The sequence below is a fragment of the Burkholderia sp. F1 genome, assembly GCF_050813845.1.
Lineage (GTDB): Bacteria > Pseudomonadota > Gammaproteobacteria > Burkholderiales > Burkholderiaceae > Burkholderia > Burkholderia ubonensis.
Genome location: NZ_CP172421.1, coordinates 2,024,467 through 2,049,433, shown reverse-complemented (window position 1 = coordinate 2,049,433; position 24,967 = coordinate 2,024,467). Strand labels below are relative to the sequence as shown.

General features: G+C 65.2%; 17 protein-coding genes and 2 pseudogenes. 8 read left to right on the top strand and 11 right to left on the bottom strand.

The annotated features are described in order from the left end of the window. The first annotated feature begins 327 nt into the window (after positions 1–327). Positions 328–1,752: a PLP-dependent aminotransferase family protein gene (locus ACFIMZ_RS09705; RefSeq protein ID WP_431819320.1), complete on the top strand. Its 1,425-nt coding sequence runs from the start codon at positions 328–330 to the stop codon at positions 1,750–1,752. Positions 1,753–1,790: 38 nt separating this feature from the next. On the opposite strand, the gene moaD is transcribed toward ACFIMZ_RS09705, so the two are convergent. From moaD to fdhD, 5 genes are all read right to left on the bottom strand, one after another. Further along, on the bottom strand, positions 1,791–2,048 hold the full coding sequence (gene moaD, locus ACFIMZ_RS09700; protein WP_010092341.1) for a molybdopterin converting factor subunit 1: 258 nt from the start codon (positions 2,046–2,048) through the stop codon (positions 1,791–1,793). A 39-nt stretch (positions 2,049–2,087) separates the two neighbouring features. Next, positions 2,088–2,654, bottom strand: a complete 567-nt coding sequence (locus tag ACFIMZ_RS09695) for a molybdenum cofactor biosynthesis protein MoaE (protein ID WP_431819319.1) — start codon at positions 2,652–2,654, stop codon at positions 2,088–2,090. Between the two features lie 56 nt (positions 2,655–2,710). Beyond that, complete coding sequence (moaA, locus tag ACFIMZ_RS09690; protein ID WP_431819318.1) at positions 2,711–3,820, bottom strand: GTP 3',8-cyclase MoaA; 1,110 nt, start codon at positions 3,818–3,820, stop codon at positions 2,711–2,713. Positions 3,821–4,025: 205 nt separating this feature from the next. Beyond that, complete coding sequence (locus ACFIMZ_RS09685; protein WP_431819317.1) at positions 4,026–5,240, bottom strand: molybdopterin molybdotransferase MoeA; 1,215 nt, start codon at positions 5,238–5,240, stop codon at positions 4,026–4,028. Then, complete coding sequence (fdhD, locus tag ACFIMZ_RS09680; protein ID WP_431819316.1) at positions 5,237–6,088, bottom strand: formate dehydrogenase accessory sulfurtransferase FdhD; 852 nt, start codon at positions 6,086–6,088, stop codon at positions 5,237–5,239. The genes ACFIMZ_RS09685 and fdhD overlap by 4 nt, the downstream gene beginning before the upstream one ends. Before the next feature lie 425 nt (positions 6,089–6,513). Between fdhD and ACFIMZ_RS09675 the strand changes: the two genes are divergently transcribed. From ACFIMZ_RS09675 to ACFIMZ_RS09665, 3 genes are all read left to right on the top strand, one after another. Then, positions 6,514–7,914 (top strand): cytochrome ubiquinol oxidase subunit I, encoded by a 1,401-nt coding sequence (locus tag ACFIMZ_RS09675; protein WP_431819315.1) that lies wholly within the window; start codon positions 6,514–6,516, stop codon positions 7,912–7,914. A 3-nt stretch (positions 7,915–7,917) separates the two neighbouring features. Beyond that, on the top strand, positions 7,918–8,922 hold the full coding sequence (cydB, locus tag ACFIMZ_RS09670) for a cytochrome d ubiquinol oxidase subunit II (protein ID WP_431819314.1): 1,005 nt from the start codon (positions 7,918–7,920) through the stop codon (positions 8,920–8,922). Positions 8,923–9,063: 141 nt separating this feature from the next. Further along, a complete protein-coding gene (locus ACFIMZ_RS09665; protein ID WP_431819313.1) occupies positions 9,064–9,984 on the top strand; it encodes a bestrophin family protein in 921 nt (306 codons plus the stop codon). A 106-nt stretch (positions 9,985–10,090) separates the two neighbouring features. Here ACFIMZ_RS09665 and ACFIMZ_RS09660 read toward each other — a convergent pair whose 3' ends face one another. The 4 genes and pseudogenes from ACFIMZ_RS09660 to ACFIMZ_RS09645 form a co-directional block, all read right to left on the bottom strand. Further along, positions 10,091–12,370 carry an FdhF/YdeP family oxidoreductase gene (locus ACFIMZ_RS09660; protein ID WP_431819312.1) on the bottom strand — a complete coding sequence of 760 codons (2,280 nt, stop codon included), beginning with the start codon at positions 12,368–12,370 and terminating at the stop codon, positions 10,091–10,093. 151 nt (positions 12,371–12,521) lie between these two features. Further along, positions 12,522–15,203: pseudogene (locus ACFIMZ_RS09655) on the bottom strand (AAA family ATPase); the annotation flags it as partial. Positions 15,204–15,655: 452 nt separating this feature from the next. Continuing rightward, complete coding sequence (locus ACFIMZ_RS09650) at positions 15,656–16,468, bottom strand: family 1 encapsulin nanocompartment shell protein (RefSeq protein ID WP_431819311.1); 813 nt, start codon at positions 16,466–16,468, stop codon at positions 15,656–15,658. Then, a complete protein-coding gene (locus ACFIMZ_RS09645; RefSeq protein WP_431819310.1) occupies positions 16,461–17,510 on the bottom strand; it encodes a Dyp-type peroxidase in 1,050 nt (349 codons plus the stop codon). Before ACFIMZ_RS09645 ends, ACFIMZ_RS09650 begins: the two co-directional genes overlap by 8 nt. A gap of 482 nt (positions 17,511–17,992) precedes the next feature. Here ACFIMZ_RS09645 and ACFIMZ_RS09640 point away from each other — a divergent pair, with 482 nt between their 5' ends. The 3 genes from ACFIMZ_RS09640 (at position 17,993) to ACFIMZ_RS09630 (ending at position 21,796) form a co-directional block, all read left to right on the top strand. Further along, positions 17,993–18,439, top strand: coding sequence for a phosphate-starvation-inducible protein PsiE (locus ACFIMZ_RS09640; protein ID WP_431822467.1), 447 nt, complete (start codon positions 17,993–17,995; stop codon positions 18,437–18,439). Between the two features lie 510 nt (positions 18,440–18,949). Beyond that, positions 18,950–20,674, top strand: coding sequence for a S53 family peptidase (locus ACFIMZ_RS09635; protein WP_431819309.1), 1,725 nt, complete (start codon positions 18,950–18,952; stop codon positions 20,672–20,674). A 27-nt stretch (positions 20,675–20,701) separates the two neighbouring features. Further along, entirely contained in the window at positions 20,702–21,796 is a 1,095-nt protein-coding gene (locus tag ACFIMZ_RS09630) for a glycosyl hydrolase (protein WP_431819308.1), read from the top strand. 137 nt (positions 21,797–21,933) lie between these two features. Here ACFIMZ_RS09630 and ACFIMZ_RS09625 read toward each other — a convergent pair whose 3' ends face one another. Next, a complete protein-coding gene (locus tag ACFIMZ_RS09625; RefSeq protein WP_431819307.1) occupies positions 21,934–22,137 on the bottom strand; it encodes a hypothetical protein in 204 nt (67 codons plus the stop codon). 127 nt (positions 22,138–22,264) lie between these two features. Continuing rightward, entirely contained in the window at positions 22,265–23,803 is a 1,539-nt protein-coding gene (locus ACFIMZ_RS09620; protein ID WP_431819306.1) for an IS3 family transposase, read from the bottom strand. 114 nt (positions 23,804–23,917) lie between these two features. On the opposite strand from ACFIMZ_RS09620, the pseudogene ACFIMZ_RS09615 reads away from it, so the two are divergent. Further along, positions 23,918–24,574: pseudogene (locus tag ACFIMZ_RS09615) on the top strand (ISNCY family transposase); the annotation flags it as partial. Positions 24,575–24,967 lie beyond the last annotated feature (393 nt).

Genomic DNA, 24,967 nt, shown 5'->3' with positions numbered 1-24,967 from the left:
TGATGCGTCCGAGCGGACGTGCCGCCGGCGAAACAAGGATCACAGCGCCGCTCGCCGGCTCCCGTCGCGAATTCGTAAGACATACAGTTCACACACAGTAACCCTGATTGGCAAAACTGTACTCTTGCGCGCACGATGAATGTGTGTGCTCGCGAGCGACTGTTCTCCTTTTACTCTTCCATCATCAAAAGCACAGCATCTGCGGCTCCCGACGTTTGGAGCGCTGCGGATGCCCCCACAAGAGAGTCAAGCGATGGAAAAGGCAAGATCGAACGGAAAGCGCGCGACGCATCACGACCCGGGTTGCGCACCGGCGGGAGGCGCACGATGAAACTGTACGAGAAGCTCGCGGACGACATCGAGCGCCTGGTCCGCCAGGGCGTGTACCGGCACGGCGACCGGATCCCGTCGGTGCGGCAGGCGAGCCAGCAGCACCGGCTCAGCATCACGACGGTCCTGCACGCGTACCTGCTGCTCGAAAGCCGCGGCCTGCTGGAGAGCCGCCCGCAGTCCGGCTATTTCGTGAACCTGCGGCGCGACGACGGCAACGGGCAGGTGCACGAGCTGCGCCCGTCGAAGCCGATCGCGATCTCGTCGTCGGTCGACGTCAGCCGGCTCGTGCTGTCGACGCTGCGCTCGATCGACGCCGACAACGCGGTGCCGCTCGGCTCGCCGTATCCCGATCCCGGCCTGTTTCCGTTCGAGAAGCTGAACCGCTACGCGTATGCGGCCGGCCGCGACAAGTCGCTGTGGGGGGTGACGGACGGGCTGCCGCCCGGCAGCCCGCGTCTCGTGCGGCAGATCGCGCGGCGCTACCTGGAGAACGGCATGTCGGTCGACCCGAACGAGATCATCGTCACGGTCGGCGCGACGGAAGCGATCAACCTGTGCCTGCAGGCGGTCGCGAAGCCCGGCGACGTGATCGCGGTCGAGTCGCCGACCTTCTATGCGATGCTGCACGCGATCGAGCGGATGGGGATGAAGGCGATCGAGGTGTCGACGCATCCGGAATACGGCATCGACATCGGCGCGCTCGCGGCGATCATGAAGTCGCAGCCGATCGCCGCGTGCATGGTGATGCCGAACTTCCAGAATCCGCTCGGCTTCCAGATGCCGGACGAGCGCAAGCGCGAACTGGTCGAATTCGCGGCAAAGGCGGAGCTGCCGATCATCGAGAACGGCGTGTACAACGAGCTGTACTTCGGCGACACGCATCCGAGCACGCTGAAATCGTTCGACAAGAAGGGGCTCGTGCTGCACTGCTCGTCGTTCTCGAAGAGCCTGACGGCCGCGTACCGGATCGGCTGGGCGCTGCCGGGCCGCTACCGCGATCAGGTCGAGAAGCTGAAATTCCTGAACACGCTGACGACGCCGCTGCTGCCGCAGCTCGCGATCGCGGAATTCCTCGAACGCGACGGCTACGAGCATCACCTGCGGCGGGTCCGCAAGGCGTATGCGCAGCAGGCGAACCTGATGCGGGCGATCGTGTCGCGGTTCTTCCCCGAAGGCACGCGCATCTCGAGCCCGGCGGGCGGCTACGTGCTGTGGGTCGAGCTGCCCGCGAAGGTGGACGCGATGCGGCTGTACCAGCTTGCGCTGGAGCAGGGGATCACCATCGGCCCCGGCTACATGTTCTCGATCTCGGACAACTACAAGAACTTCATCCGGCTGAACTACAGCAGCCCGTGGTCGAGCCAGATCGAGCAGGCGGTCATCACGGTCGGCAAGCTGGCGGCGCTCTGCGCGCGCTGAGCGGAGCGCACGGCGCGGCGGGTTCGCCGCGCCGGCCGTCAGCCTCCGGTGACGGGCGGGAAGAACGCGATTTCACAGTCCTCGCGCAACACGAATGAGCCGGTCACCATCTCATGGTTGACTGCGGTGCGCACCGGCCGCTCGTCGCGCAGCGCCTGCGCGCTGCGTTCGTCGCGCGCGGCGAGCGTGCCGCGCAATGCGTCCACGGTGAGCTCGGGCGCGTCGATCTCCAGGGTTTCCTCGTCGATGCGGAGTTGTTCGCGAATGCTCGCGAAATATTTGATCGTCAGTCTCATGATGGGTCGTTGCCGGGAAGGAAGGGTGCGGCGGGCGGGTCAGCCCCAGCGCTTCATTGCGTGATCGTCGTGCGTCTTGGCCTCGACCCATTCGGCCACGCCGTCGTGGCGGATTTCCTTCTTCCAGAACGGCGCATGGGTCTTCAGGAAATCCATCATGAATTCGCACGCGTCGAAGGCCGCCGCCCGGTGCGGCGCGGCCACGACCACCAGCACGACCGGATGGCCGAGCGCGATCCGGCCGATCCGGTGGACGATCCTGACCGCCTCGAGCGGCCAGCGCGCGGACGCTTCCTCGACGATGCTCCACAGCGACCGTTCGGTCATGCCCGGGTAGTGCTCGATGTCGAGCGCGACGACTTCGTCGACGTCGCCCGACTGACGCACGACGCCGAGGAAATTCACGACCGCGCCGACCCGCGGGTTGCGGATGATCGGCGCGATCTCCGCATCGACGTCGATCGGTTCGTACTGGACCCGGACCTCGATGCCGCCGGAGATCGCGGGCGGCGAATGCGGGGGCGGCCCGGCGGGCTCGTCGCCGGGATGGCGGTCGGAACGTGCCGGGTCGTCTGGCTCGGCTTGCGGATCGATGAGTGACGTCATGACTGTTCTCCAGGGGGCGGTTCGTCTCGCATCGCGCGGCACCGGTCAGCTGTCCATCAGCCGCCGACGAGCGACATGCGTACCGTCGGGTAGGTCTTGCCGGTCCGCCGGGCGCGGTGCGCGGCGCGCAGCTCCGAGTAGCGGTCGTCGCGGCGCAGCCAGCGGCCGCGGATCGCGGTGACGAGCTGATCGAGCGGCGCCGCGTCGCCGAGCCACGGCCGCAGGTCCGTGCCGTGCGTCGCGAACAGGCAGGTGTACAGCTGGCCGTCGGCCGACACGCGTGCGCGCGAGCACGTGCCGCAGAACGGATGCGAGACGCTTGCTATGAAACCGACTTCGCCCGCGCCATCGGCGTGCCGATAGCGCAGCGCGGTGCCGACGTGCGCGTCGTCGTCGGCGGCGTCCGCGAGCAGCGGATACGCCGATTCGATGATCCCGCGCATCTGCGCGGTCGTGACGACCTTGTCGGTCGCCCAGAATTGCGCGCCGCCGACGTCCATGTATTCGATGAAGCGCACGGCGACGCCGGTGTGCCGGAACGCGCGCACGAGCGGCAGCAGCTGGTCGTCGTTGACGCCGCGCTCGATCACCGAATTGACCTTGACGGGCGCGAGCCCGGCCGCCTGCGCGGCCTCGATGCCGGCCAGGATGCGCGACACCGGCATGTCGACGTCGCTCATCTTGCGGAACACCGCGTCGTCGATCGCATCGAGGCTCACGGTCACGCGCCCGAGGCCCGCGTCGCGCAGCGCGCGCGCCTTCGCGGCGAGGAGCGACCCGTTCGTCGTCAGTGCGATCTCGACCGGCTTGCCGTCGACGGTCGTCAGCGCCGCAAGCGACTCGATCAGCGTTTCGATCCCGCGCCGCAGCAGCGGCTCGCCGCCGGTCAGGCGGATCTTCTCGACGCCGAGCGCGACGAACGCGCGCGCGATGCGGGTCAGCTGAGCGAACGACAGGCGCTCCGACGATGGCATGAACGCGTAGCCGGCATCGAAGCTTTCGCGCGGCATGCAGTACGTGCAGCGGAAATTGCACTGATCGATGACGGACAGCCGCAAGTCGCGCAGCGGGCGGGCGAGCGTGTCGACGGTGCCGGGTGGGTCGCTCGCCGCCGCGCCGCGACTCGGCGCGGTGAGGGTCGGCGTGACGGAGTCGATGACGTTCACGATCTGTCCGTTGGCCTGCGCAGGATGAGAGGAAACGGGCCGCCGGCGGCCCGCGCGACGCGTCGAAGCGACGCCGCGGCGGCCGTGACAGGCGCCAAGCCGGAGGATAGTCCGCCGCAATGGCCGCGCAGAGACACAATCCCGGCCGAATCGCAGGAATACAGTTCGCCGCCGCGCCGCAGCATGAAGAGGCGTGCTGCGGCCGTCATGCGAGCCACTGCGCGAAATCGTAGTACGGCACCGCGTCGCCGCGCGCGATCGCGCGGCCGGCCGGCAGCCGGGCGATGCCGCCCGCGTCCGCGAGCGAGCACAGCGTGCCGGCGCCTTGCTGCCGCAGCGTATCGAGCACCGGCTGGCCGTTCGATGCAACGCCGCATCGCACCCGGATGAAGCGGTCGCGCGCGTCGTCCGCTTCGATGTCGGCGTCGATCGGCAGCGACGGCGCGAGCGGCAGGCGCTCGTCGCGCCCCTGCAGGCAGCGGATCAGCGGCGTGACGAGCAGCGCGAAAGCCGTCAGCGCGGCGCCCGGATTGCCGGGCAGCAGCACCACCGGCTTGCCGTCGAGCCGCGCGAGCGCGACGGGCTTGCCGGGCTTCATGCGGACGCCGGACAGCACGAACGACGCGCCGAGCGCGGTCAGCGCGGGTCGCACGAGATCCCGGTCGCCGACGGACGCGCCGCCGACGCACACGATCAGGTCGCAGCGCGCATGCAGGTCGCGCAGCGCGCGGTCGATCGCGTCCGCCGTGTCGCGCGTATGCGCGCTCGCCGCGACGATCGCGCCGGCGCCCGCGACCAGCGCGGCCAGCATCGGCGCGTTGCTGTTGTAGATCTGCTGCGGCAGCCGGGGCTGGCCGCACGCGACGAGCTCGTCGCCCGTCGTCAGGATGCCGATGCGCAGCGCCGGATGAACGTCGACGCAACCGATGCCCTGCGCGGCGATCATCCCGACATGCGCGGGCCGCAGCCGGACGCCGGCGGGAATCAGCACGCGGCCCGCCTGCAATTCCTCGCCGCGGCGGCGGATGTGCGTGCCGTAACGCGCATCACCATCGAACGTCACGTGTCCGTCCTGCTCCTGCGCATCCTCCTGCATGACGACGGTATCCGCGCCGGGTGGAATCAGGCTGCCGGTGAAGATGCGCGCCGCGGTGCGCGGCGCGAGCGGCAACGGCGCATCGCCCGCATAGCAGCGCTGCGCGACGGGCAAGGGCGTGCCGCTCGCGAGTTCGGCGTGACGCACCGCGTAGCCGTCCATCGCGCTCTGGTCGGCGCTCGGCTGGTCGAGCACGGCGACGAGCGGCGCGGCCAGCACGCGGCCTGCCGCGTCGGCGGTCGGCACGGACGTCGCGGCGAGCGGAGGCGCGAACGCGTGCGCGAACTGCTGCTGGGCGGTATCGAAGTCGATCGGTCGGGTCATCGTGGCGTCAGTTCAGGGGCTGCCGGCGAATCGGCCGGGGCGGTGTATTCGACGAAGCCGTCGCCGCGGCAGAAGCCGAGCAGGCGGATGCCGGCCTCGCGCGCGACGTCGATCGCGAGCGAGGTCGGCGCGGAGATCGTCGCGACCATCGGGATGTCGAGGCGCGCGGCCTTGCGGACGAGCTCGTAGCTGGCGCGGCTCGACAGGAACACGAAGCCGTCGCGCGTGTCCGTGCGGCGCAGCGCGAGCTGGCCGATCAGCTTGTCGAGCGCGTTGTGCCGCCCGACGTCCTCGAAGACGTCGACGACCGCGCCGTCGCGGCTGCACCATGCGGCCGCGTGAATCCCGCCGGTGTCGCGCATCAGCAGCTGGTGCGCAGGCAGCGCGCGCGACGCGCGCTCGAGCGCGTCGGCGCCGATGCCGGCCGCGGCGCCCGCGTGACGGATCCGTGACGGATGCAGGTCCAGCTGCTCGATGCTCTCGATGCCGCACACGCCGCAGCCGGTGCGGCCGGCCAGCGCGCGCCGCCGGGCCTTCAGCGCCATGAACGCCTGCTGGGACACGGTGAGGCGCACCACGGCGCCGCTTGCCGTGCACTCGCTCTCGATGTCGAAGACGTCCGACGCGCGCTCGACGATGCCTTCGCTGAGCGCGAAGCCGAGGCCGAACACGTCGAGGTCGATCGGCGTCGCCATCATCACGGCATGCGAAATATCGTTGAACACGAGGGCGACCGGGCACTCCTCGACGACGCGGTCGACGACCTGCGCAACGTCGCCGCGACGATGGCGTGTCACGTCACACGCGACGCTGCCGACCGGCTCGAATGGAAGGGCGCATGGCTGCATGAAAGATCCTCTGTATTTCGACAGGCGGCCGAACGATCGGCGCGCCGACGGGTGACGGGACCCGCGACGGCCGTCGCATCTGTGCGCCGAGCGCCGGGAACCCGAATCCGCTGCAAGCTTACGGGCGTTCGGCCGCGGCGCGCGTGCACAGCCCGGCGACCGAAAAAGCAGTACAGATGGCGGGCGCGATGCGGGGCGACCAGGTTTTACATGCACACCTCGCGAAGGGGGCAACGAGCACAGTTGGCAAGGGCGAGCGATTGATTGCGAGCGGTATTCGAAACGCGATATCGTCATCTCGCTTCAATGTCGGTGCGATGCGATTCACACTCGATCGCCGGGCCGGCCGCAGGGGCGGCCGTCGAGCCTCGCGGGGATTTCCTGCTTCGGGCGGACGTCTTCACAACCACGAGCACACAACGATCATGGAAATCTTCGATGCATTCCACCTGGCGCGCCTGCAGTTCGCGTTCACGGTGTCCTTTCATATCGTGTTCCCCGCGATCAGCATCGGCATGGCGAGCTTTCTCGCCGTGCTCGAGTGGCGCTGGCTGGCCACGGGCGACGCCGCATACAAATCGATGTTCCAGTTCTGGTCGAAGATCTTCGCGGTCGGGTTCGGCATGGGCGTCGTGTCCGGCGTCGTGATGGCCTACGAGTTCGGCACCAACTGGAGCGGGTTTTCCCGGATCGCCGGCAACATCACCGGGCCGCTGCTGACGTATGAGGTATTGACGGCATTCTTCCTCGAAGCCGGCTTCCTCGGCGTGATGCTGTTCGGCTGGAACCGCGTGAGCCCGCGCGCGCACTTCTTCGCGACGCTGATGGTCGCGGTCGGCACGCTGATCTCGACGTTCTGGATTCTGTCGTCGAACAGCTTCATGCAGACGCCGCAGGGCTACGCGATCCGGGACGGCATCGTCGTCCCGGTCGACTGGATGAAGGTGGTGTTCAATCCGTCGTTCCCGTACCGCCTCGTGCACATGACGATCGCGGCGTTCATCGTCGCGGGCTTCATCGTCGCGGCCTGCGGTGCGTGGCATCTGCTGCGCGGCCGCCGCGACGAGCCGGTCAAGCGCACCTTCTCGATGGCGCTGTGGATGCTGCTGCTGCTCGCGCCGGTGCAGATCGTCGTCGGCGACGCGCACGGCCTCAACACGCGCGAATACCAGCCGGCGAAGATCGCGGCGATCGAAGGGCTGTGGGAAACCGAGAAGGGCGGCACCGCGCTCAACCTGTTCGGCCTGCCCGACATGAAGGCGGAAGTCACGCGCTATGCGGTGCAGGTGCCGCACCTCGGCAGCCTGATCCTCACGCACAGCTGGAGCGGCGAGATTCGCGGGCTGAAGGAGTTTGCGCCGCAGGACCGCCCGAACTCGACGATCATCTTCTGGACGTTCCGGATCATGGCCGGCCTCGGCATGCTGATGCTGCTCACCGCGCTGCTCGGCCTGCTGCTCAGAAAGGGCGGCCGCCTCTATGAAACGCGCTGGTTCCAGTGGTTCGTGTTGTGCATGGGGCCGTCGGGCATCGTCGCGCTGCTCGCCGGCTGGATCACGACCGAGGTCGGCCGGCAGCCGTGGACGGTCTACGGCGTGCTGCGGACCGCGGATTCGGTCGCACCGCTCAGCGCGCAGCAGGTCGGCGTGTCGCTGCTGATCTTCGTGGTGGTGTATTTCCTCGTATTCGGAACGGGTGTCTACTACATGTTGAAACTGATGAAGCACGGGCCGGCCGCGCACGCCGGGTACATCGAACTGCACCGGCATCCGGGGCTGCGCAAGAGCGCGCTGTCCACGCCGCTCAACGTGACCGAAGCGGAGTAAGCCATGCACATCGATCTTCCTGTCGTATGGGCCGCGATCATCGGGCTCGGCGTGTTCATCTACGTGGTGCTGGACGGCTTCGATCTCGGCATCGGCCTGCTGTTTCCGTTCTTCGACGCGAAAGCCGAGCGGCAGGTGATGCTCGACACCGTCGCGCCGGTGTGGGACGGCAACGAGACGTTCCTGGTGCTCGGCGGGGCGGGGCTGTACGGCGCGTTCCCGGTCGTGTACTCGACGCTGTTGCCGGCGAACTACCTGCCGCTGATCCTGATGGTCGTCGGGCTGATCTTTCGCGGCGCGGCATTCGAGTTGCGCGCGAAGGCGACTCGCACCCAGCATCTGTGGGATCTCGCGTTCATCGGCGGCTCCGCGCTCGCGGCGTTCTGCCAGGGCGTCGTGCTCGGTTCGCTGCTGCAGGGCATCAAGATCGCCAACGGCACGTTCGTCGGCGGCCCGTTCGACTGGCTGTCGCCGTTCAGCCTGTTCTGCGGCCTCGGCGTGCTCGCGACCTATGCGGCGCTCGGCTGCGGCTGGCTGATCCTGAAGGTCGACGGCGAGCTGCAGCGCAAGATGCGCGTGCTGATGAAGCCGCTGACGGGCGTGCTGCTCGGCGCGATGGCCGTCGTCAGCCTGTGGACCGTGATCGGCCTGCCGGCCGTCGCGCATCGCTGGTTCGGCAGCGGCGACCTGGTGTGGTTCCTGCCGGTGCCGGTGCTGGTGCTCGTCTGCGTGTGGGGGATCTTCCACACGGTGCGGCGGCAGCACGAGGCGACGCCGTTCCTGCTGACGCTCGCGCTGTGCTTCCTCGGCTACACGGGCCTCATCATCAGCATCTGGCCGAACATCGTGCCGCCGTCGCTGACGATCTGGGACGCGTCGTCGAGTCATTCGAGCCAGCTGTTCGCGCTGGTCGGCACGGTGATCGTGCTGCCGATCATCCTCGTCTACAACGCGCTGCAATACCGCGTGTTCCGCGGCAAGGTGCGGGAAGGGGACGGCTACCACTGACGCCGGCGGGCGCAGGCGTTTGGGCGTGACCCGTGCAGAAGCGGCCGGGTTACGCGGCACCAGCAATCCGGCCCCGCCCAGCGGGGCCGGTTTCGTTATGCAAGGGCAACGCGGCTGCGCCGCGATCGGCAGAGACACATCATGATCGTCAGACCGAGACAAAACTGGTTGCAGATGCTGTTCGTGTGGAACGGCTCGGTATTGCAATCGATCATTCCGCAGCTGGTTTTCATGGCGATCGTCAGCACGCTGGCGGTCTTCACGAACGGCCGCATCTTCGGCGAGAAGATTCCGCTCAACACGGCGCCGTTCACGCTGTTCGGGCTCGCGCTGGCGATCTTCCTCGCATTCCGCAACAACGCGAGCTTCGAGCGCTTCAAGGAAGCACGGCACCTGTGGGGCGACATGCTGATCGCGTCGCGCACGCTGACGTCGCAGATGCGGCGCTATCTGCCCGACCACGTCGACGACGCGTTGCGCAACCAGACGGTCGACCTGCTGATCGCATTCGTCTACGCATTGAAGCATCAGCTGCGCCACACCGATCCGGCCGAAGACCTGACGCGCATCCTCGGGCGCGCGCATAACGACGCGCTCGCCCCCAAATGCTACAAGCCGGTCGCGATGCTCGACGAGATTCGCGGCAACCTGACGCGGATGCTGGCGCGCGCGCCGGATGCCGGCACGACGCTCTGGATGGTCGACGAGCAGATCAACCGGCTCGGCAACGCGGTCGGCGGCTGCGAGCGGATCGCATCGACGCCGATCCCGTTCGCGTACAGCGTGCTGCTGCACCGCACCGTCTATGCGTATTGCGTGCTGCTGCCGTTCGGTCTCGTCGATTCGACGGAATTCTTCACGCCGCTGATCTGCGTGTTCATCTCCTATACGCTGATCGCGCTGGAGGCGATCGCCAACGAGGTCGCCGAGCCGTTCAGCACGGCGCCGAACGCGCTGGCGCTCGACGCGATGGCGCGAACGATCGAGCGGTCGGTGCTCGAGCTGTGCGGCGCCGAGCTGCCGAAGGAGGTCGCGCCGACGGATGCCTACCAGCTGACCTGACGCGCGGCGATGGCCGCCTGCAAGCAAAAAAATGGCGCGTCAGCACGACGCGCCATTTTCGTATCCGCGGCTCGCGGCATGAACCCTTGCCGCGAGCCGTCCGTCGTCAGACGGTTGCCGAGCGCGTCACGCGAACCGGCACCGACTTGTACGACGGCGTGCCGCTTTCCTTGTCGATGTAGTCGAGCGGCACCAGCACGTTCGCTTCCGGATAGTACGCGCCGACCGACCCCGGCGCGATGTCGTACTCGATCGCGGTGATCTTCTCGAGGCGTCGCGTCCGGCCCGACGGCGTGACCGTCTCGATGTCGACCAGGTCGCCGTGCTCGAGCCCGTACTTCGCGAAGTCCGCCGGGTTCATGAACAGCACGTCGCGACGCCCGAACACGCCGCGATAGCGGTCGTCCAGCCCGTAGATCGTCGTGTTGTACTGGTCATGGCTGCGCAGCGTGATCAGCCGCAGCACCTGCTCGGCGCCGAGCACGTCCGCGTCCTCCTTCACGCCCTTGTACACCGAGAACATCGCCTTGCCGGTCGGCGTCGGCCACACGCGCTCGGTCGGCGGCAGCGGCATGCGGAAGCCGCCCGGCGTGCGGATGCGTTCGTTGAACGCCTCGAAGCCCGGAATCGTCCGGTCGATCATGTCGCGGATGCGGTCGTAGTCGGCGATCGCGTCGAGCCACTGTACCTTGCTGTCGGGCAGCGTCGCGTGCGCGATCCCCGCGACGATCGCCGGCTCGGAGCGCAGCTGCTCGGACGCGGGCTTCAGCTTGCCGGCCGACGCATGCACCATCGACATCGAATCCTCGACCGTCACCGATTGCGGGCCGCTCGCCTGGACGTCCAGTTCGGTGCGGCCGAGGCACGGGAACACGTAGGTTTCCTTCGCGACCAGCAGGTGCGAGCGGTTGAGCTTGGTGCCGACGTGGACGCTCAGGTCGAGCTTGCCCATCGCGGGGAACGACTGCTCCGGATCGGGCAGCGCCACCGCGAAATTGCCGCCGAGGCACAGCAGCGCCTTGGACGTGCCGTCGATCATCGACTGCATCGTCTGGACCGCATCGTGCCCGTGGTGCTGCGGCGGGGTGAAGCCGAACACTTCCTCGAGCTTCTTCAGGAACTCCGCGGACGGCTTTTCGGTGATGCCGACGGTGCGGTTGCCCTGCACGTTCGAGTGGCCGCGCAGCGGGCAGATGCCCGCGCCGGGCTTGCCGAAGTTGCCGCGCAGCAGCAGCAGGTCGGCGATCAGGCGCACGTTGGCCGTGCCCTTGTTGTGCTGGGTGACGCCCATCCCGTACGTGACGATCGTCGCGTTCGATTTCGCATACGCGAGCGCCACCTGTTCGAGCTGCGCCTGGCTGAGGCCGCTGGCCCGCTCGATGTCGTCCCACGGCGTCGCTTCCAGGTCCGCCGCGAACGCGTCGAACCCTTCGGTATGCTCAGCGATGAACGCGTGGTCCAGCACGTTGCCCTGTTCGGCCTCCAGCGCGAACAGCGCCTTCATGATCCCCTTGAGCGCGGCCGCGTCGCCGCCCGCGTCGACCTGGAAGTACGTCGACGCGATCCGGGTCGAGCCGAACGACGCCATCTCGATCATGTCCTGCGGGTCCGCGAAGCGTTCGAGCGCGCGCTCGCGCAGCGGATTGAACACGATGATCGGCACGTGGCGCCGCGAGCACTCGTGCAGCGTGCCCATCATCCGCGGGTGGTTGGTGCCGGGATTGTGGCCGATCGAGATGATCAGCTCGCACTTGTCGAAGTCCTCCAGCGACACCGTGCCCTTGCCGATCCCGATCGATTGCGGCAGGCCGACGCTGGTCGGCTCGTGGCACATGTTCGAGCAGTCGGGGAAGTTGTTGGTGCCGAGCTCGCGCGCGAACAGCTGGTACAGATACGCGGCCTCGTTCGATGCGCGGCCGGACGTATAGAACTCGACCTGCTCGGGCGGCAGGCCGCGCAGCACCTCGCCGATGCGCGCGAACGCGGCGTCCCATTCGACCGCGCGGAACGTGTCGGTCGCGCGATCGTAGACGAGCGGATGGGTGAGCCGGCCCATGTTCTCCAGCTCGTAGTCCGACATGCGCAAGAGCGACGACACGGTGTTCGCCGCGAAGAACTCGGGCGTCACGCGCTTGTTCGTCGCTTCCCACGTGACGGCCTTCGCGCCGTTCTCGCAGAACTGGAACGTGGACTTGTGCTCCTTGTCGGGCCAGGCGCAGCCCGGGCAATCGAAGCCGTCGGGCTGGTTGGTCCGCATCAGGATGATCGGCGCCTCGATGGCGTCCATCTGGGTCCGTACGGCGTCGGCCGTGGCGCGAAGCGCGCCCCAACCGCCGGCGGGCCCGTCGTACTTCCTGATACCTGGCACTTCGCGTCGATTTGTCATGTGAATGCTCCGTGAGCCGTTCCGGGCAGGCCGGATCGCGGCTCGGGTTAGGCCGCGTGGCGGCCGGGTTCGGCGCCGCCGCGCGAGGGCGGGGCGGCGCCAGCGGCGCGTGCGGGGGCGCGCGCCGTTCGATTCGCGTGCGGCCGCGCTAGCGGACTTCCTTCTGGTCGGCCGCCGGCAGCTTGTTGAATTTCACGTCGCCGCTGTCCTTGTCGTAGTCGATCTCGACGCGGTCGCCCGATTTCAGCGTGTCGCCGAGGATCTCCTTCGCGAGCCGCGTCTCGATGATCTGGCGAATCTGGCGCTTCAGCTCGCGCGCGCCGAATTCCGGCTGGTAGCCGACGTCGGACAGGTGATCGACGAGCGAAGCGCCGATCGCGAGCGCGATGTCCTGCGCGGCCGCGGTGCGCACGACGCGATCGAGCTGGATCTGCACGATCGCGCGGATGTTCTCCTTCGAGAGCGCATGGAACACGATGATCTCGTCGATCCGGTTCAGGAATTCCGGACGGAAATGCCCCTTGAGCACCTGCATCAGCTCGTCGCGGATCGCCTTGTCGGTCTTGCGCGCGGCTTCCGGCTGCGTCAGGTTGTCCATGATGATCGCGGCGCCGAGGTTGCTGGTCGCGATCAGGATCGTGTTGCTGAAGTCGACCACGCGGCCCTTGCCGTCGGTGAGGCGGCCGTCGTCGAACACCTGCAGCAGCACGTTGTAGACGTCCGGGTGCGCCTTCTCGATCTCGTCGAGCAGGATCACGCTGTACGGGCGCCGCCGCACGCGCTCGGTCAGCTGGCCGCCTTCGTCGTAGCCGACGTAGCCGGGCGGGGCGCCGATCAGCCGGGCGACCGCGTGCCGCTCCATGTATTCGGACATGTCGATGCGGATGATCGCCTGCTCGTCGCCGAACACGGTCTCGGCGAGCGCCTTCGCGAGCTCGGTCTTGCCGACGCCGGTCGGCCCGAGGAACAGGAACGTCGCGATCGGACGGTGCGTGTGGCCGAGGCCCGCGCGCGACAACCGCACCGCGTCGCTGACCGCGACCACCGCGTCGCTCTGGCCGACCACGCGCTCGCGCAGCCGCTCCTCCATCTGCAGCAGCTTCTGGCGTTCTTCCTGCGTGAGTTCCGTGACCGGAATGCCGGTCAGGCGCGACACGACTTCCGCGACCGCCGCGACCGTCACTTCGAGCGTCTCCGAGCCGGTCTTGCGTTGCCACGCCTCCATGCGCGCGTCGAGCTGCGTCTGCTTGTCGCCGATGCGCGCCTCGAAGTCCTTCGCCTCGTCGAAGCGCTTGCGCGACGACGCATAGTCCTGCTCGCGCTTGAGCTGCGCGATCTCCGCTTCCAGCTCCTGGATCTCCGCCGGCCGCGACGTCGCGCCGATCCGCACGCGGGCCGCCGCCTGGTCGATCAGGTCGATCGCCTTGTCGGGCAGGAAGCGCGACGTGATGTAGCGGTCGGCGAATTCGGCGGCCGCGACGAACGCGTCGTCCGCGAACGTGACCTGATGATGCGCTTCGAGCTTGTCGCGCAGGCCGCGCAGGATCACGATCGTCTGCTCGACGCTCGGCTCGGGCACGAGCACCGGCTGGAAGCGCCGCTCCAGCGCCGCATCCTTCTCGATGTACTTCTGGTATTCGTTGAGCGTGGTCGCGCCGATCAGGCTCAGCTCGCCGCGCGCGAGCGCCGGCTTCAGCACGTTCGCGATGTCGAGGCCGCCTTCGCCGCCGCCTTGCCCCGCGCCGACGATCGTATGAAGTTCGTCGATGAACAGGATCAGCTCGTCCTGCTTCGCGGTGACTTCGTCGATCAGCTGCTTCGCGCGTTCCTCGAATTCGCCGCGATATTTCGCGCCCGCGACCATCGAGTTGATGTTGACTTCGACGAGCCGCTTGCCGCGCAGCACCTCCGGCACGTCGCCGTTGACGATCCGCTGCGCAAGGCCTTCGACGATCGCCGTCTTGCCGACGCCCGGCTCGCCGATCAGCACCGGATTGTTCTTCTTGCGCCGCGCGAGCACCTCGATCGTGCTTTCGATTTCCTGCGCGCGGCCGAGCACGGGGTCGAGCTTGCCCTGGCGGGCGAGCGCGGTGAGGTCGCGGCCGAACCTGTCGAGGTTCGGGGTGCCGGTCGGCGTGTCGACGCGGCCGTCCTCGGCGCCTTTGCCGACGACCTTCACGACCTTCTGGCGCAGCGCTTCGGGCGTCACGCCGTATTTCTTCAGCAGCGCGCCCGCGATGCTGTCCGGGACGGCCGCGAGACCGATCAGCAGATGCTCGGGCCCGATATACGAGTGGCCGAGATCGCGCGACGCCTGGAACGCGAACTGCACGGCTTTCTTCACGCGCGGCGAGATCGACATCCGGTCGAGCGACGCGTCGGGATCGGCATTGCCGGTTTGCGCGTGCTCGTCGATGTAGCCCTTGATGTCCTGCGGCGACAGCTTCAGTTCCTTCAGCAGCGCGGCGCACACGTCGGTGTCCGCGAGCACGTACAGCAGATGCTCGGTGTCGAGCTCGTTGCGGCGCAACTCGTGCGCTTTCTCCGCCGCGCGCTGCAGCAGTTCGAGGGTCTGTTCGCTGAATGCGTCGGTCGGGTCGACCGATTCGCGCGGGATCTCGGCGGACAGCGGTTCGTCGCCTGCGCCGCCGAACATCGGCGGCAGGCCGCCACCGCCCAGCAGCGAGTCGAACGGATTCGACATGCTCTGATGCCGCATCAGCTGACGGAAGTGATAGTCGCAGATCGAAATCGACTTGCGTTCGCCATCCTGCATCACGGTCGCGCGCGCGACGGCAGGCCGGGCATGGCAGATATCGCAAAGGGCGGGCATTGTGGGGTGGCTCCTGTCCGTGAAAGAGGTCGATGGGCAATGTCCGATGCGGTGCAGCGCGGTGCTTCGAGGAGCCCACCGCATCATGTTGATTGCGTCAAAAAATAACGGATCGACGGATGCCATCCAAGACACAGTTGGCGGCGTCGTGGCGCGTGAATTGCACCCTTGTGCGAGCTGCTGCCGCGCTGAAAGGGAGTACAGACGAATCTGGGTTTATCGCAGACGCGAGCGGTCGTGCGTTGTTTCGTCGTGCGAATGCGTTTGGGGGATGGGGCGCGAGTCCGGGGGCGACCCGGCATCCGCGTGGAGAAGGGGGGATGCTCGGGCAACCGCACGGCCCGGGATGCGCCCGCGATGCCCGTGGCTAAACGCCGGACACCGCGGGGCGGGAGGGGTTACGTTGGCGTCAGACGCTCATGCCGAGCCGCTGTCGCGGGATCTGTCGATCGTCACGCAGCCGCCTGCTGCGGCTCCACCGCCACCGATGCTTCGCTTGTCAGCATCAGGAACGTGAACGTCTCGCGCAAGTACAGATGCACGACTTCGTCGTTGTGGCTGCTGTAGCCGATCGACACGTCTTCGCCGAGATGCAGGGCGAAGTCACCACCGCGCGTCGACAGCACGCAGCCGCCGCTGAGCGCGGGCGCCCAGACGATCTCGCCGCTGACGATCCGCTTGATGTGATCGATGACCGGATAGCCGTGCTCGCGCGCTTCGGCGAGCGCCGTGTATGCGTCCGCGCCGAGCAGCACGGAATAGGGGCCGTCGACGCCCGCGAGCCGCAGCGCCTCCAGCGCGTCGCCGATCGCGCCCGGGTACGCGCCGACGTCGTTCGGCAGCGCGATCTTGCGGTTGGACGTCGCCTCGCGGATTCCGACGATGCCCGCGGCCGGATAGCCGTCGAAGATTGCGCTGTCCTCGACGAATGCGAGACGCTGCGCGGCTTCCTTCGCCGGCTGCCAGTCGGCGTCGCGCGCGCCGCGCTCGACGGCGTCGATCGCGTCGCGCCGCAGTTCGAACGGCACGGTGAACTCGACCAGCGCCTTGACCTCGCGCAGCTTCGCGCCGACGTGCTCGCGCGGCGCGGCGATGTTGTGCAGGTGGCCCGTGCCGACGCCCGACAGCTCGACGCCGCCCGGCTCCTCGACGTCGACGACGCGCCGGCCGGCGACCGAGCGCTTGAAGGTACGGGCCACTTCCTCTTCGATTTGCGCCCAGGCGGCTGCGGAGATGGGGGCGAGTTCGCGGTGCAGGTTATTCATGCAGGTGGGCTCCTTTGAGCGATCCGATTTTCAGCGAGCCGTCGGAAGCCGGCTCGGTCGATGGGGAGGGGGCCGGCTGGCCGGCATCGGCGGCCGGTGCGGCGCGCGTTGCGAGCGCGTCGAGCAGGTCGGCCGACGGGACGAAGAAAAGCGACCCCGTTACCGCGCGGCTGTAATCGAGCAGCCGGTCGTAATTGCCGGGCGGCCGGCCGACGAACATGTTCTCGAGCATCTGTTCGATCGGGGCGGGCGAGCGCGCGTAGCCGATGAAGTAGGTGCCGAACTCGCCCGCGCCGGGGCGGCCGAACGGCATGTTGTCGCGCAGGATCTTCACCTCCTCGCCGTTCTCGACCAGCGTCGTCAGCGAACTGTGCGACGACGACGGCTTGACCGCGGCGTCGAGCTCGATGTCCGACAGCTTGGTGCGGCCGATGATGCGCTCCTGCGTTTCGACCGGAAGCGCATTCCATCCGGCCATGTCGTGCAGGTACTTCTGCACGATCACGTAGCTGCCGCCGGCGAATTCGCGGTCTTCTTCGCCGATCACCGTGAAGTCGACCGCTTCGCGCCCGTCCGGGTTTTCGGTGCCGTCGACGAAGCCGATCATCGCGCGCTGGTCGAAATTGCGGAAGCCATGGACTTCGTCGACGAACTTCACCGCGTCGCCGAGGCGCCCGACCAGCTGGGTCGCGAGTTCGAAGCACAGATCCATCGCGTCGGCCCGGATGTGCAGCAGGATGTCGCCGGGCGTCGAGACGGCGACGCGCTGCCCCGCGCCGAATTCGCGAAACCGATGCAGCGACGCGGGCCGCGGCGCGCCGAACAGCGCATCCCAGGCGTCGGCGCCGAAGCCGCACACGCACGACAGGTTGCCGGACGGCACGCGCTTGCCGACCGAACGGACGAGGGCGGCGATGTCGCCGCACCATGCGCGGACCGCGTCCGCGTGGTCGGCGCCGGGATGGATGGTCGCAACGAGGAAGATCGCGTTGCGGGTCGGCGGGCTATGAACGTTCTGAGGGGAGGAAAGGTTTGTCTGCATCGGGGGGTGTCGGTGTTATTGATGCCGATACGATACGCGGGTTGTTGAAACGCTGCTTTGCGAAAGGATATCGGAGAAGTGTGACATGCGTCTGTTCTCGATTGCGACATGCGCGACCGCCGCATCGCAGGATATCGGTGCGAAAGCAATCTAGCAGTTTCGGTGCGACTTTGGAACACGAATCGCCGATCTGTTATTCGAATGCTTGATTGCCGCCGGATCGGAGTACAGACGCGCGGCAGCTGTGCTCTTGATGGCAGCGCGTCGCGTGAAGTAGATTAGGGCCGCGGCTCATCCGGCAATGAGCGTCACGGTGAAACTGTCGGCAGCGATGCGCGTTTATGTCGCGGCGGTCGAGCAAGGCAGGCTGTCGGGCGCAGTGCGCAGGTTGATCGGGATAACGAATCGATGATGGTTTCGTCGCCGATCGGGCGAATGAGGATGTCGATCCACTTTTTACGCTGTCCAACACCTTGAATACACTGAATACCTCTCGGCCGCTGGCCACCGCGGCGGACCGCATCCGCCGGCGCTTCGACCGCTTTCTTCATGCCGCCGAACTCGCCGGGCTCGTGGTGATCGGTCTCGCGACGTCGTTCGCGATGGGACAGGAAGCCTGGAAGGTCGTCGTGGCCGGCGCGGTTTCGTTGACGGACCTGCTGCTGATGTTCCTGTATCTGGAAGTGCTCGCGATGACCGTCCGCTACCTGCGTCTGGGGCGGTTGCCGGTGCGTTTCCCGCTCTATATCGCGATGACGTCGCTCGCGCGGGACCTGATCCTGCGCGGCGTGACGGACAGCCCCGAACACATGCTGATGACGACGATCGGCATCGTGCTGCTTGCCGTGGGCGTGCTGATTCTGCGGTTTGGGCAGCATCGGTTTCCTGCCGAGGCGGACGAGGCCGATGATGCGCCGGGTGGGCGATAGCGTGGCGTGGACGTTGGTTGCGGGGCGGTAATGAATAAAATAATCGGTGATTGTGTCAATGATTTTTGCGTTGCTCACAGGTGATTTTTATATTTCAAAACAATCGCCGAGAAAAACAACAATCAGAGGAGCGAAGTGCTGGTTTGTCACCCTGGATATCAAACCTTTCTTTCCTTTCAGGCGACTCTGAACAAGACTTGCCGGAAGGCGAAATCCGAATCGCAGAATCTCTATAAAAACCATCCGCCTGGCCGACTGAACCGCACAAGCACGCCCCCGGCCGGCCATGATGCGGGCGAGCACAATCCTTCAAATAATGCTTGATGTTTATTCATGGCGGTCTATGCTTGTCTCAAGCAAAAATTACCAGCCAGGCCAGTGAAGTTTCGAAAACATTAATAATAAAAAATCTGCTTCCCATGTTGGCATCCAAAATGCCAATCGCAACTCCCGGTCTTCAATTCATTAACGCGCGACTCAAGCAGCTCATTGTCAATTCAAGGGGCAGCCATGACTCAAGTCAAATTCACTGAAAGGCAATGTTTCAAACGTAAAACTGGACGCATTTCCCATGCCTGTTCACTTTCGCTCGCCTTGTTCCTCACGCTTGGTGCGGCGGCAAGCCACGCAGCGGACGTACTGACCCGGCACGTCCGAGCAGGTGCCAGTATCGCAATGGCTGCGCCGGTGAGAGACTTCCCTGCAGACCAGCGGATGATGCTCGACGTGGTTCTCCCGCTGCGGGATCGGAAGGGCCTGGACGCGTTCGTCGCGGATGTCACCAATCCGGCCAGTCCAAACTTCCGCCATTACCTGACGCCTGCCGAATTCAGCGCGCGATTTGGTCCGACACAAAAGGACTACGATTCGACCGTGCAATATCTCGTCAAGCACGGCCTGACGGTGACAGGCGGCAGCCGCGACGGCATGGATGTACAGGTGAGCGGACCCGCTTCGGTCATTGAAGCTGCATTCAACCTGAGGCTGCATTACTACCGGCATCCAACGGAAGGCAGGCTTTTTTTCGGCCCCGATCGTGAACCGACAACCTCGATGGACGTTCCGCTTTGGCACGTCTCGGGACTCGACAACTATTCGATCCCGCATCCGCTGTTCGTCAAGAAGGGCGACTACGCGAAAGCACACGGCCTGCGCCCCGATTCCGTCATCACTCATGCCACGACCGGTTCGGGTCCGTCCGCTTCGTTCCTGGGAAGCGACATGCGAGCGGCCTACTATGGCGGCGCCAGCCTGACGGGCGCGGGGCAACACCTGGGCCTGCTTGAATACGCGGGAACCGAGCTGGCCGACCTCGACACCTATTTCCGCAACGCCGGCCAGACCAATCGTGTCCCGATCACGCTGCTCTCGACCGACGGGACCGCGACGTCCTGCGACCCGAGCGTGTGCGATGACGGTGAGCAGACGCTCGACATGACCCAGGCCCTCGGCATGGCGCCCGGACTCGCGAGTCTGACGATGTACGTGGGTTCCACCGACACGGCCATCCTCAGCGCGATGACGACCCGCAACCCGCTGCCGATGACGATCGGCTGCTCGTGGGGCTGGACGCCGGCCGATCCGTCCACGCTGGATCCGTACTTCGAGAAAATGGCTGCCCAGGGACAATCGTTCTTTGCCGCGTCCGGCGACAGCTCGACCTGGTCGACAAGCAACGAGGCATGGCCCGCGGACAGCGCCTACGTCATTTCCGTCGGCGGGACCGATCTGACGACCGGCTCCGCAGCGGGCGCATGGAAGGCAGAGACGGCCTGGAGCGACAGCGGCGGTGGCGTCTCCCCCGACCACATTGCGACGCCATCCTGGCAGAAGATCCGCGGCGTGATCAATTCCAGCAACCATGGCTCCACGACTTACCGCAATGGACCGGACGTCTCCGCCAACGCCGACTTCACCTTCTACGTGTGCGCCAACCAGGCCGGCTGTACCGCGAACGAAGTTGGCGGGACCAGTTTTGCCGCACCCATGTGGGCCGGCTTCATCGCGTTGGCCAACCAGCAGGCCGCCGCCTCGCGACATGCGCCCGTCGGCTACTTCAATCCGATGATTTACGCGCAGAACCAGGTCAATGGCGCGTTGACGCCGGCCTATACGGCAAGTTTCCACGATATTACGAGCGGCACGTCGGGAAGCTACTCGGCGGTGAAGGGCTATGACCTGGTAACCGGGTGGGGTAGTCCCAAGGCGGATCTGATTACGACGTTAATGAAATAAATCACCCAACTCAAAGAGGGCAGGGAAATGAAGAAAGTACCATCCGGCATCATGCGGCGATCGACCTTGGGTGTCGCGTCAGCTCTCCTGTTAGCGTGGGCACCGTTCGACACCGGCGCCGCCACGACCACACCGCCTTCGACTGGTTCGGCTACCGGCGTGGCTCCAGCATTCCTGTATAGCCCGTACAAGGACGCGACGATTTCGATGAACTGGAACACGAACGTCATCTCGTCGAACGTCACAGGCCAGATGAGCCCAGTGCTGTCGGTGCTTCCAGCCAATGTTCGTGCGCTGACGCTCGCGTTTGCAACCGGCGAATGTGGCAGCGAGAACTGGGCGGGCGTCGATGGTGGCGCGATGGCCGCCGCAAATGTGCAACTGTTCACCGCGGCCAATGTGAATTATGTGATTTCCACCGGCGGCGCAGCGGGTTCATTCACGTGCGGTACCGATGCCGGCATGGCGACTTTCATCAATCGTTACGCATCAAATAACCTCGTCGGGATCGATTTCGATATCGAGGCAGGGCAGACGCAACAGGTAATTAACGATCTGGTGCAGCGCGTGGTCGTGGCCCAGCAGAATTATCCCAATCTGCGTTTCAGCTTCACTCTGGCGACACTTGCTCCTTCCCAGCCGGGAGCGGTCACGGCCAGTTCATGGGGCGCAAGCGCACCAGACAGCTTCAACATTTACGGTGATTGGGTAATGCAGGCGATCCAGACGTACGGCCTGAAGAACTACACCATCAACCTGATGACGATGGACTACGGTTCGGCGGGGCCGGGGAACTGCGTGGTCGCGAACGGTACCTGCCAGATGGGACAGTCGGCCATTCAGGCGGCCATGAACCTGCACGATCACTGGGGCGTACCGTACAGTCAGATCGAGCTGACTCCGATGATTGGCGGTAACGATGTGGCCGGCGAAACCTTCACGCCTGCGGATGCTGACACTACGGCCGCGTTTGTGAAACAGAACGGGCTCGTGGGTGTCCATTTCTGGTCGTTTGACCGTGACGTCGACTGCCCACCCGGCGCTGCATCGTCGACGTGCAACTCCATCGGCGGCGTTGGCACCCTTGGCTATACGAACCAGTTTGCCAATGACCTTAGATGATGCGGGGTACTTGGGCGGTGTTGGGAATTTCCTATTCGAATGCGAAGGGCCGCGGCTCGGGCCATCTTTCGGTTCGTAACCCATGTGCAACACCCAGAGCAGGAATGTCGACGATCAGACTATAGATGGCAGCGATACTAAGAGAGATGTGCCGTTTCCCTCAAGCGGCCAAGGCTGCAAACCTTGGCCGCTTCGTTTTCGCCCGTCACTCGCCACATCGGACCGCTTCGCCACATCCGCGGCAATTCGAGCGGCAGCACGCGCCAGCGCGCAATGACGCCCGCAAACGTGCCGTCGTGCTTGGCGCGCCGAATCTTGTCGACGACGCTCCAGCCGCGCATGTAGTGGCAAAGCTGCTATTTTCGTGTGTTTCTATAATTTGACATAAGGTGAATTAGCGATATTTTGGGTTGTAGTAGCTTTTTAGAAATGTCGTGTTCGGGGGTGCGGCTAGAATCTTGGACTGGTTTATGCCGCGAGTCCGAGGCTCTCCCGGTATTCGAGCGGACTCAGTGAGCCAAGCGAGATCTTAATCCGCTTTGCGTTATACCAGCGGATGTAAGAGTCGACTACCTCGATGAACTGCTCGATGCTTGTAGCCTGCCAGTCCCGAGGATAGAACAGCTCCGTTTTCAGCCGGCCGAAGAAACCTTCGCATGCCGCATTGTCGGGCGAGCAACCTTTGCGCGACATCGAGCGAATCAGCCTGGCATCGCGCATCCGTGAGAGCCACCCGGGCCAGCGATAGTGCGCACCGCGATCGGAGTGGACCACTGGCCGGTGTTTGCTCTCGGCTACTGTCTCGATCGCTGCATCGAGCATGGTATTCACAAGCTCGGCATCCGGACGCGTGCCGATCGACCAACTGACAACGAGCCCATCGAAGCAGTCGATCACAGGCGATAGGTACACCTTGCCGGCTGGAATCTGGAATTCCGTAATGTCGGTGAGCCACTTTTTATTCGGCGCTGCCGCCCGGAAATCACGATTGACGAGGTTCTCTGGCGCGGGGCCTATTTCTCCTTGATAGGAGCCGTAGCGACGCCGGCGGGCACTGCCAGCGGCCAAGCCTTCTTGCCTCATCAAACGTCGCACGACTTTCTCCGATATGAAGACCTGCCGCTTACCGAGTGCCGCGCGTATCCGGCGATAGCCGTAGCAACGGTAATTGAGTTCGAAGATGTCTGTGATGACACGACGCACGCCAGCATACTTGTCAGCGACAAGCAGTCGTGCGCGATGGTAAAAGTAGGAACTGCGAGCAAGACCCAATACGGCGAGCAGTTCTGGCAGTGCATAGATTTGTCTGAGGGCATCAACCAGCGTCGTCTTCTCCCGATTGCTCAGGAGCCGCGGGTCGATGCCCAGGCCTTTTTTTAACAGTTCATTGGCCTTCTTCAGGATGTCGTGTTCGAGTTGCAGCTGCCGTATGTCGCGTCGAAGCGATTCCAGCTGCTGCTCCAGTTCTGCCCGCTCAGGGGCCGATGCCAGATTCTTATGGCGTTTCATGGATGCCGGAGCCTCACGACCTAGTAACTTATTTTTCCAGTTGTATAGCGTCGGCCTGCTCACGCCTATCTTTTCCGCGATCACGCGTGCACCTCCGTTTCTGGTGCACAGCTCAATGACCGCTGACTGCTTCAACTCTGGGGACGACTGCACATTCGGAGCATTGCTGACAAGACGTTTCCGAATATCGGGGCGCAGTTCGTGGACCCACGCGGCCAGCACTGCGCGACACGGATATCCCAGTGCTCTCGTGGTCCCGGCAAAATTGCAGCCATGACTCAAATAATGCTCGACCGCGATCTGCTTCTGTTCGGCGGAGTATCGTGGCCTGGAGCGGCGATAGCCCGCCGGCAAATCGCCAACCTCAATGAACGCACGGTACCATCGTGCCAAGTTCTTGCGCGAAGGATATCCCAGCTCGCGAATAGTTGCCGCTGCGCTCCTACCGTACTTGATGTAGAGCCGAACCGCTCGAACGCGGTCTTCGTACGAGTACATGAACTACCTCCAGGTAGTCCAAGTTTTCGTCCGCACCTCGTTCTGGCCATTTAGAAATGTCGTGTTTTGACCTCGGTATGCTTGCCGGTTCCTTGCGGGACCACGGAGCCGGCCATGTATCCAGGTGCACTGGTGACACTGAACATGCGAGAACTCGACCGTCTGAAGGTAATCCAGGCCGTGGTGGGCATGGGACTCAAGCCCGGACGCGCGGCCGAACGCCTAGGCGTGACCGTGCGTCAGCTCCAGCGTCTGGTGGATCGTTACCGCGAGTCTGGCGCCGCCGGACTGGCTTCGCGCAAACGTGGGCGTCCAGGTAATCGGCGGCTGGATGAGGATCTGGCTCGGCGGGCGCTGACGATCATCCGTGACCGCTATGCCGATTTCGGCCCGACGCTGGCCTGCGAGAAGCTGTATGAGTGCCACGGCATCCGGCTGGCGAAGGAAACGGTCAGACGGCTGATGACGGACGCCGGGCTGTGGGTGCCGCGCCGGCAGCGGCCGCCGAAGGTCTACCAGCCACGGGCACGACGCGCGTGCCTGGGCGAACTGATCCAGATTGACGGTAGCGACCATCGCTGGTTCGAGGATCGGGCGCCGGCCTGCACGCTGCTGGTATACGTGGACGATGCGACGAGCCGGTTGATGATGCTGCATTTCACGGCGACCGAGTCGACCTTCAGCTATTTCGAGGCGCTGTCGAAGTATCTGGGTTCGCACGGCAAGCCAGTGGCGTTCTACAGCGACAAAGCGAGCGTCTTTTACGTGAATTACGGTCGAACCTACCAGCCTGCGGCATCGCTGCCGAGCTGAAGACTCGTTCAACGAGCGTCAAACTTATTCCACGGTTGCACTGGTGATATTGAGCGATGAATTGAGCGATGACAAGACAGGTTGGACCGCGCAAAGATAAGCCTGAGACATTACTCGGACCTCGAGTCCGCTATTTAGATTAGGAACCTTGCGGCGAAATCCATCGGGGCCGGCAGGCACGTCCGGCGATCGAGTCCGGAGATAAGTCCGCAACCACCCTCCTCGCCTCGACCAAAATCGCCTTGCAAATGGGAGGCGACCATATGAGAAATGTCCGCTTTCGTGGCCGCATCCGGTGGATCCCCGAACCGTTCCTAGCGTTCGCAACGGCGACTGCACGTTCCGCTATGA

Excerpts from the sequence above, each read along its gene's own strand:
- ACFIMZ_RS09705 (WP_431819320.1), top strand. The coding sequence starts at position 328 with ATGAAACTGTACGAGAAGCTCGCGGACGACATCGAGCGCCTGGTCCGC.
- moaD (WP_010092341.1), bottom strand. The coding sequence starts at position 2,048 with ATGAGACTGACGATCAAATATTTCGCGAGCATTCGCGAACAACTCCGC.
- ACFIMZ_RS09695 (WP_431819319.1), bottom strand. The coding sequence starts at position 2,654 with ATGACGTCACTCATCGATCCGCAAGCCGAGCCAGACGACCCGGCACGT.
- ACFIMZ_RS09685 (WP_431819317.1), bottom strand. The coding sequence starts at position 5,240 with ATGACCCGACCGATCGACTTCGATACCGCCCAGCAGCAGTTCGCGCAC.
- fdhD (WP_431819316.1), bottom strand. The coding sequence starts at position 6,088 with ATGCAGCCATGCGCCCTTCCATTCGAGCCGGTCGGCAGCGTCGCGTGT.
- ACFIMZ_RS09675 (WP_431819315.1), top strand. The coding sequence starts at position 6,514 with ATGGAAATCTTCGATGCATTCCACCTGGCGCGCCTGCAGTTCGCGTTC.
- cydB (WP_431819314.1), top strand. The coding sequence starts at position 7,918 with ATGCACATCGATCTTCCTGTCGTATGGGCCGCGATCATCGGGCTCGGC.
- ACFIMZ_RS09665 (WP_431819313.1), top strand. The coding sequence starts at position 9,064 with ATGATCGTCAGACCGAGACAAAACTGGTTGCAGATGCTGTTCGTGTGG.
- ACFIMZ_RS09660 (WP_431819312.1), bottom strand. The coding sequence starts at position 12,370 with ATGACAAATCGACGCGAAGTGCCAGGTATCAGGAAGTACGACGGGCCC.
- ACFIMZ_RS09650 (WP_431819311.1), bottom strand. The coding sequence starts at position 16,468 with ATGAATAACCTGCACCGCGAACTCGCCCCCATCTCCGCAGCCGCCTGG.
- ACFIMZ_RS09645 (WP_431819310.1), bottom strand. The coding sequence starts at position 17,510 with ATGCAGACAAACCTTTCCTCCCCTCAGAACGTTCATAGCCCGCCGACC.
- ACFIMZ_RS09635 (WP_431819309.1), top strand. The coding sequence starts at position 18,950 with ATGACTCAAGTCAAATTCACTGAAAGGCAATGTTTCAAACGTAAAACT.
- ACFIMZ_RS09630 (WP_431819308.1), top strand. The coding sequence starts at position 20,702 with ATGAAGAAAGTACCATCCGGCATCATGCGGCGATCGACCTTGGGTGTC.
- ACFIMZ_RS09625 (WP_431819307.1), bottom strand. The coding sequence starts at position 22,137 with ATGCGCGGCTGGAGCGTCGTCGACAAGATTCGGCGCGCCAAGCACGAC.
- ACFIMZ_RS09620 (WP_431819306.1), bottom strand. The coding sequence starts at position 23,803 with ATGTACTCGTACGAAGACCGCGTTCGAGCGGTTCGGCTCTACATCAAG.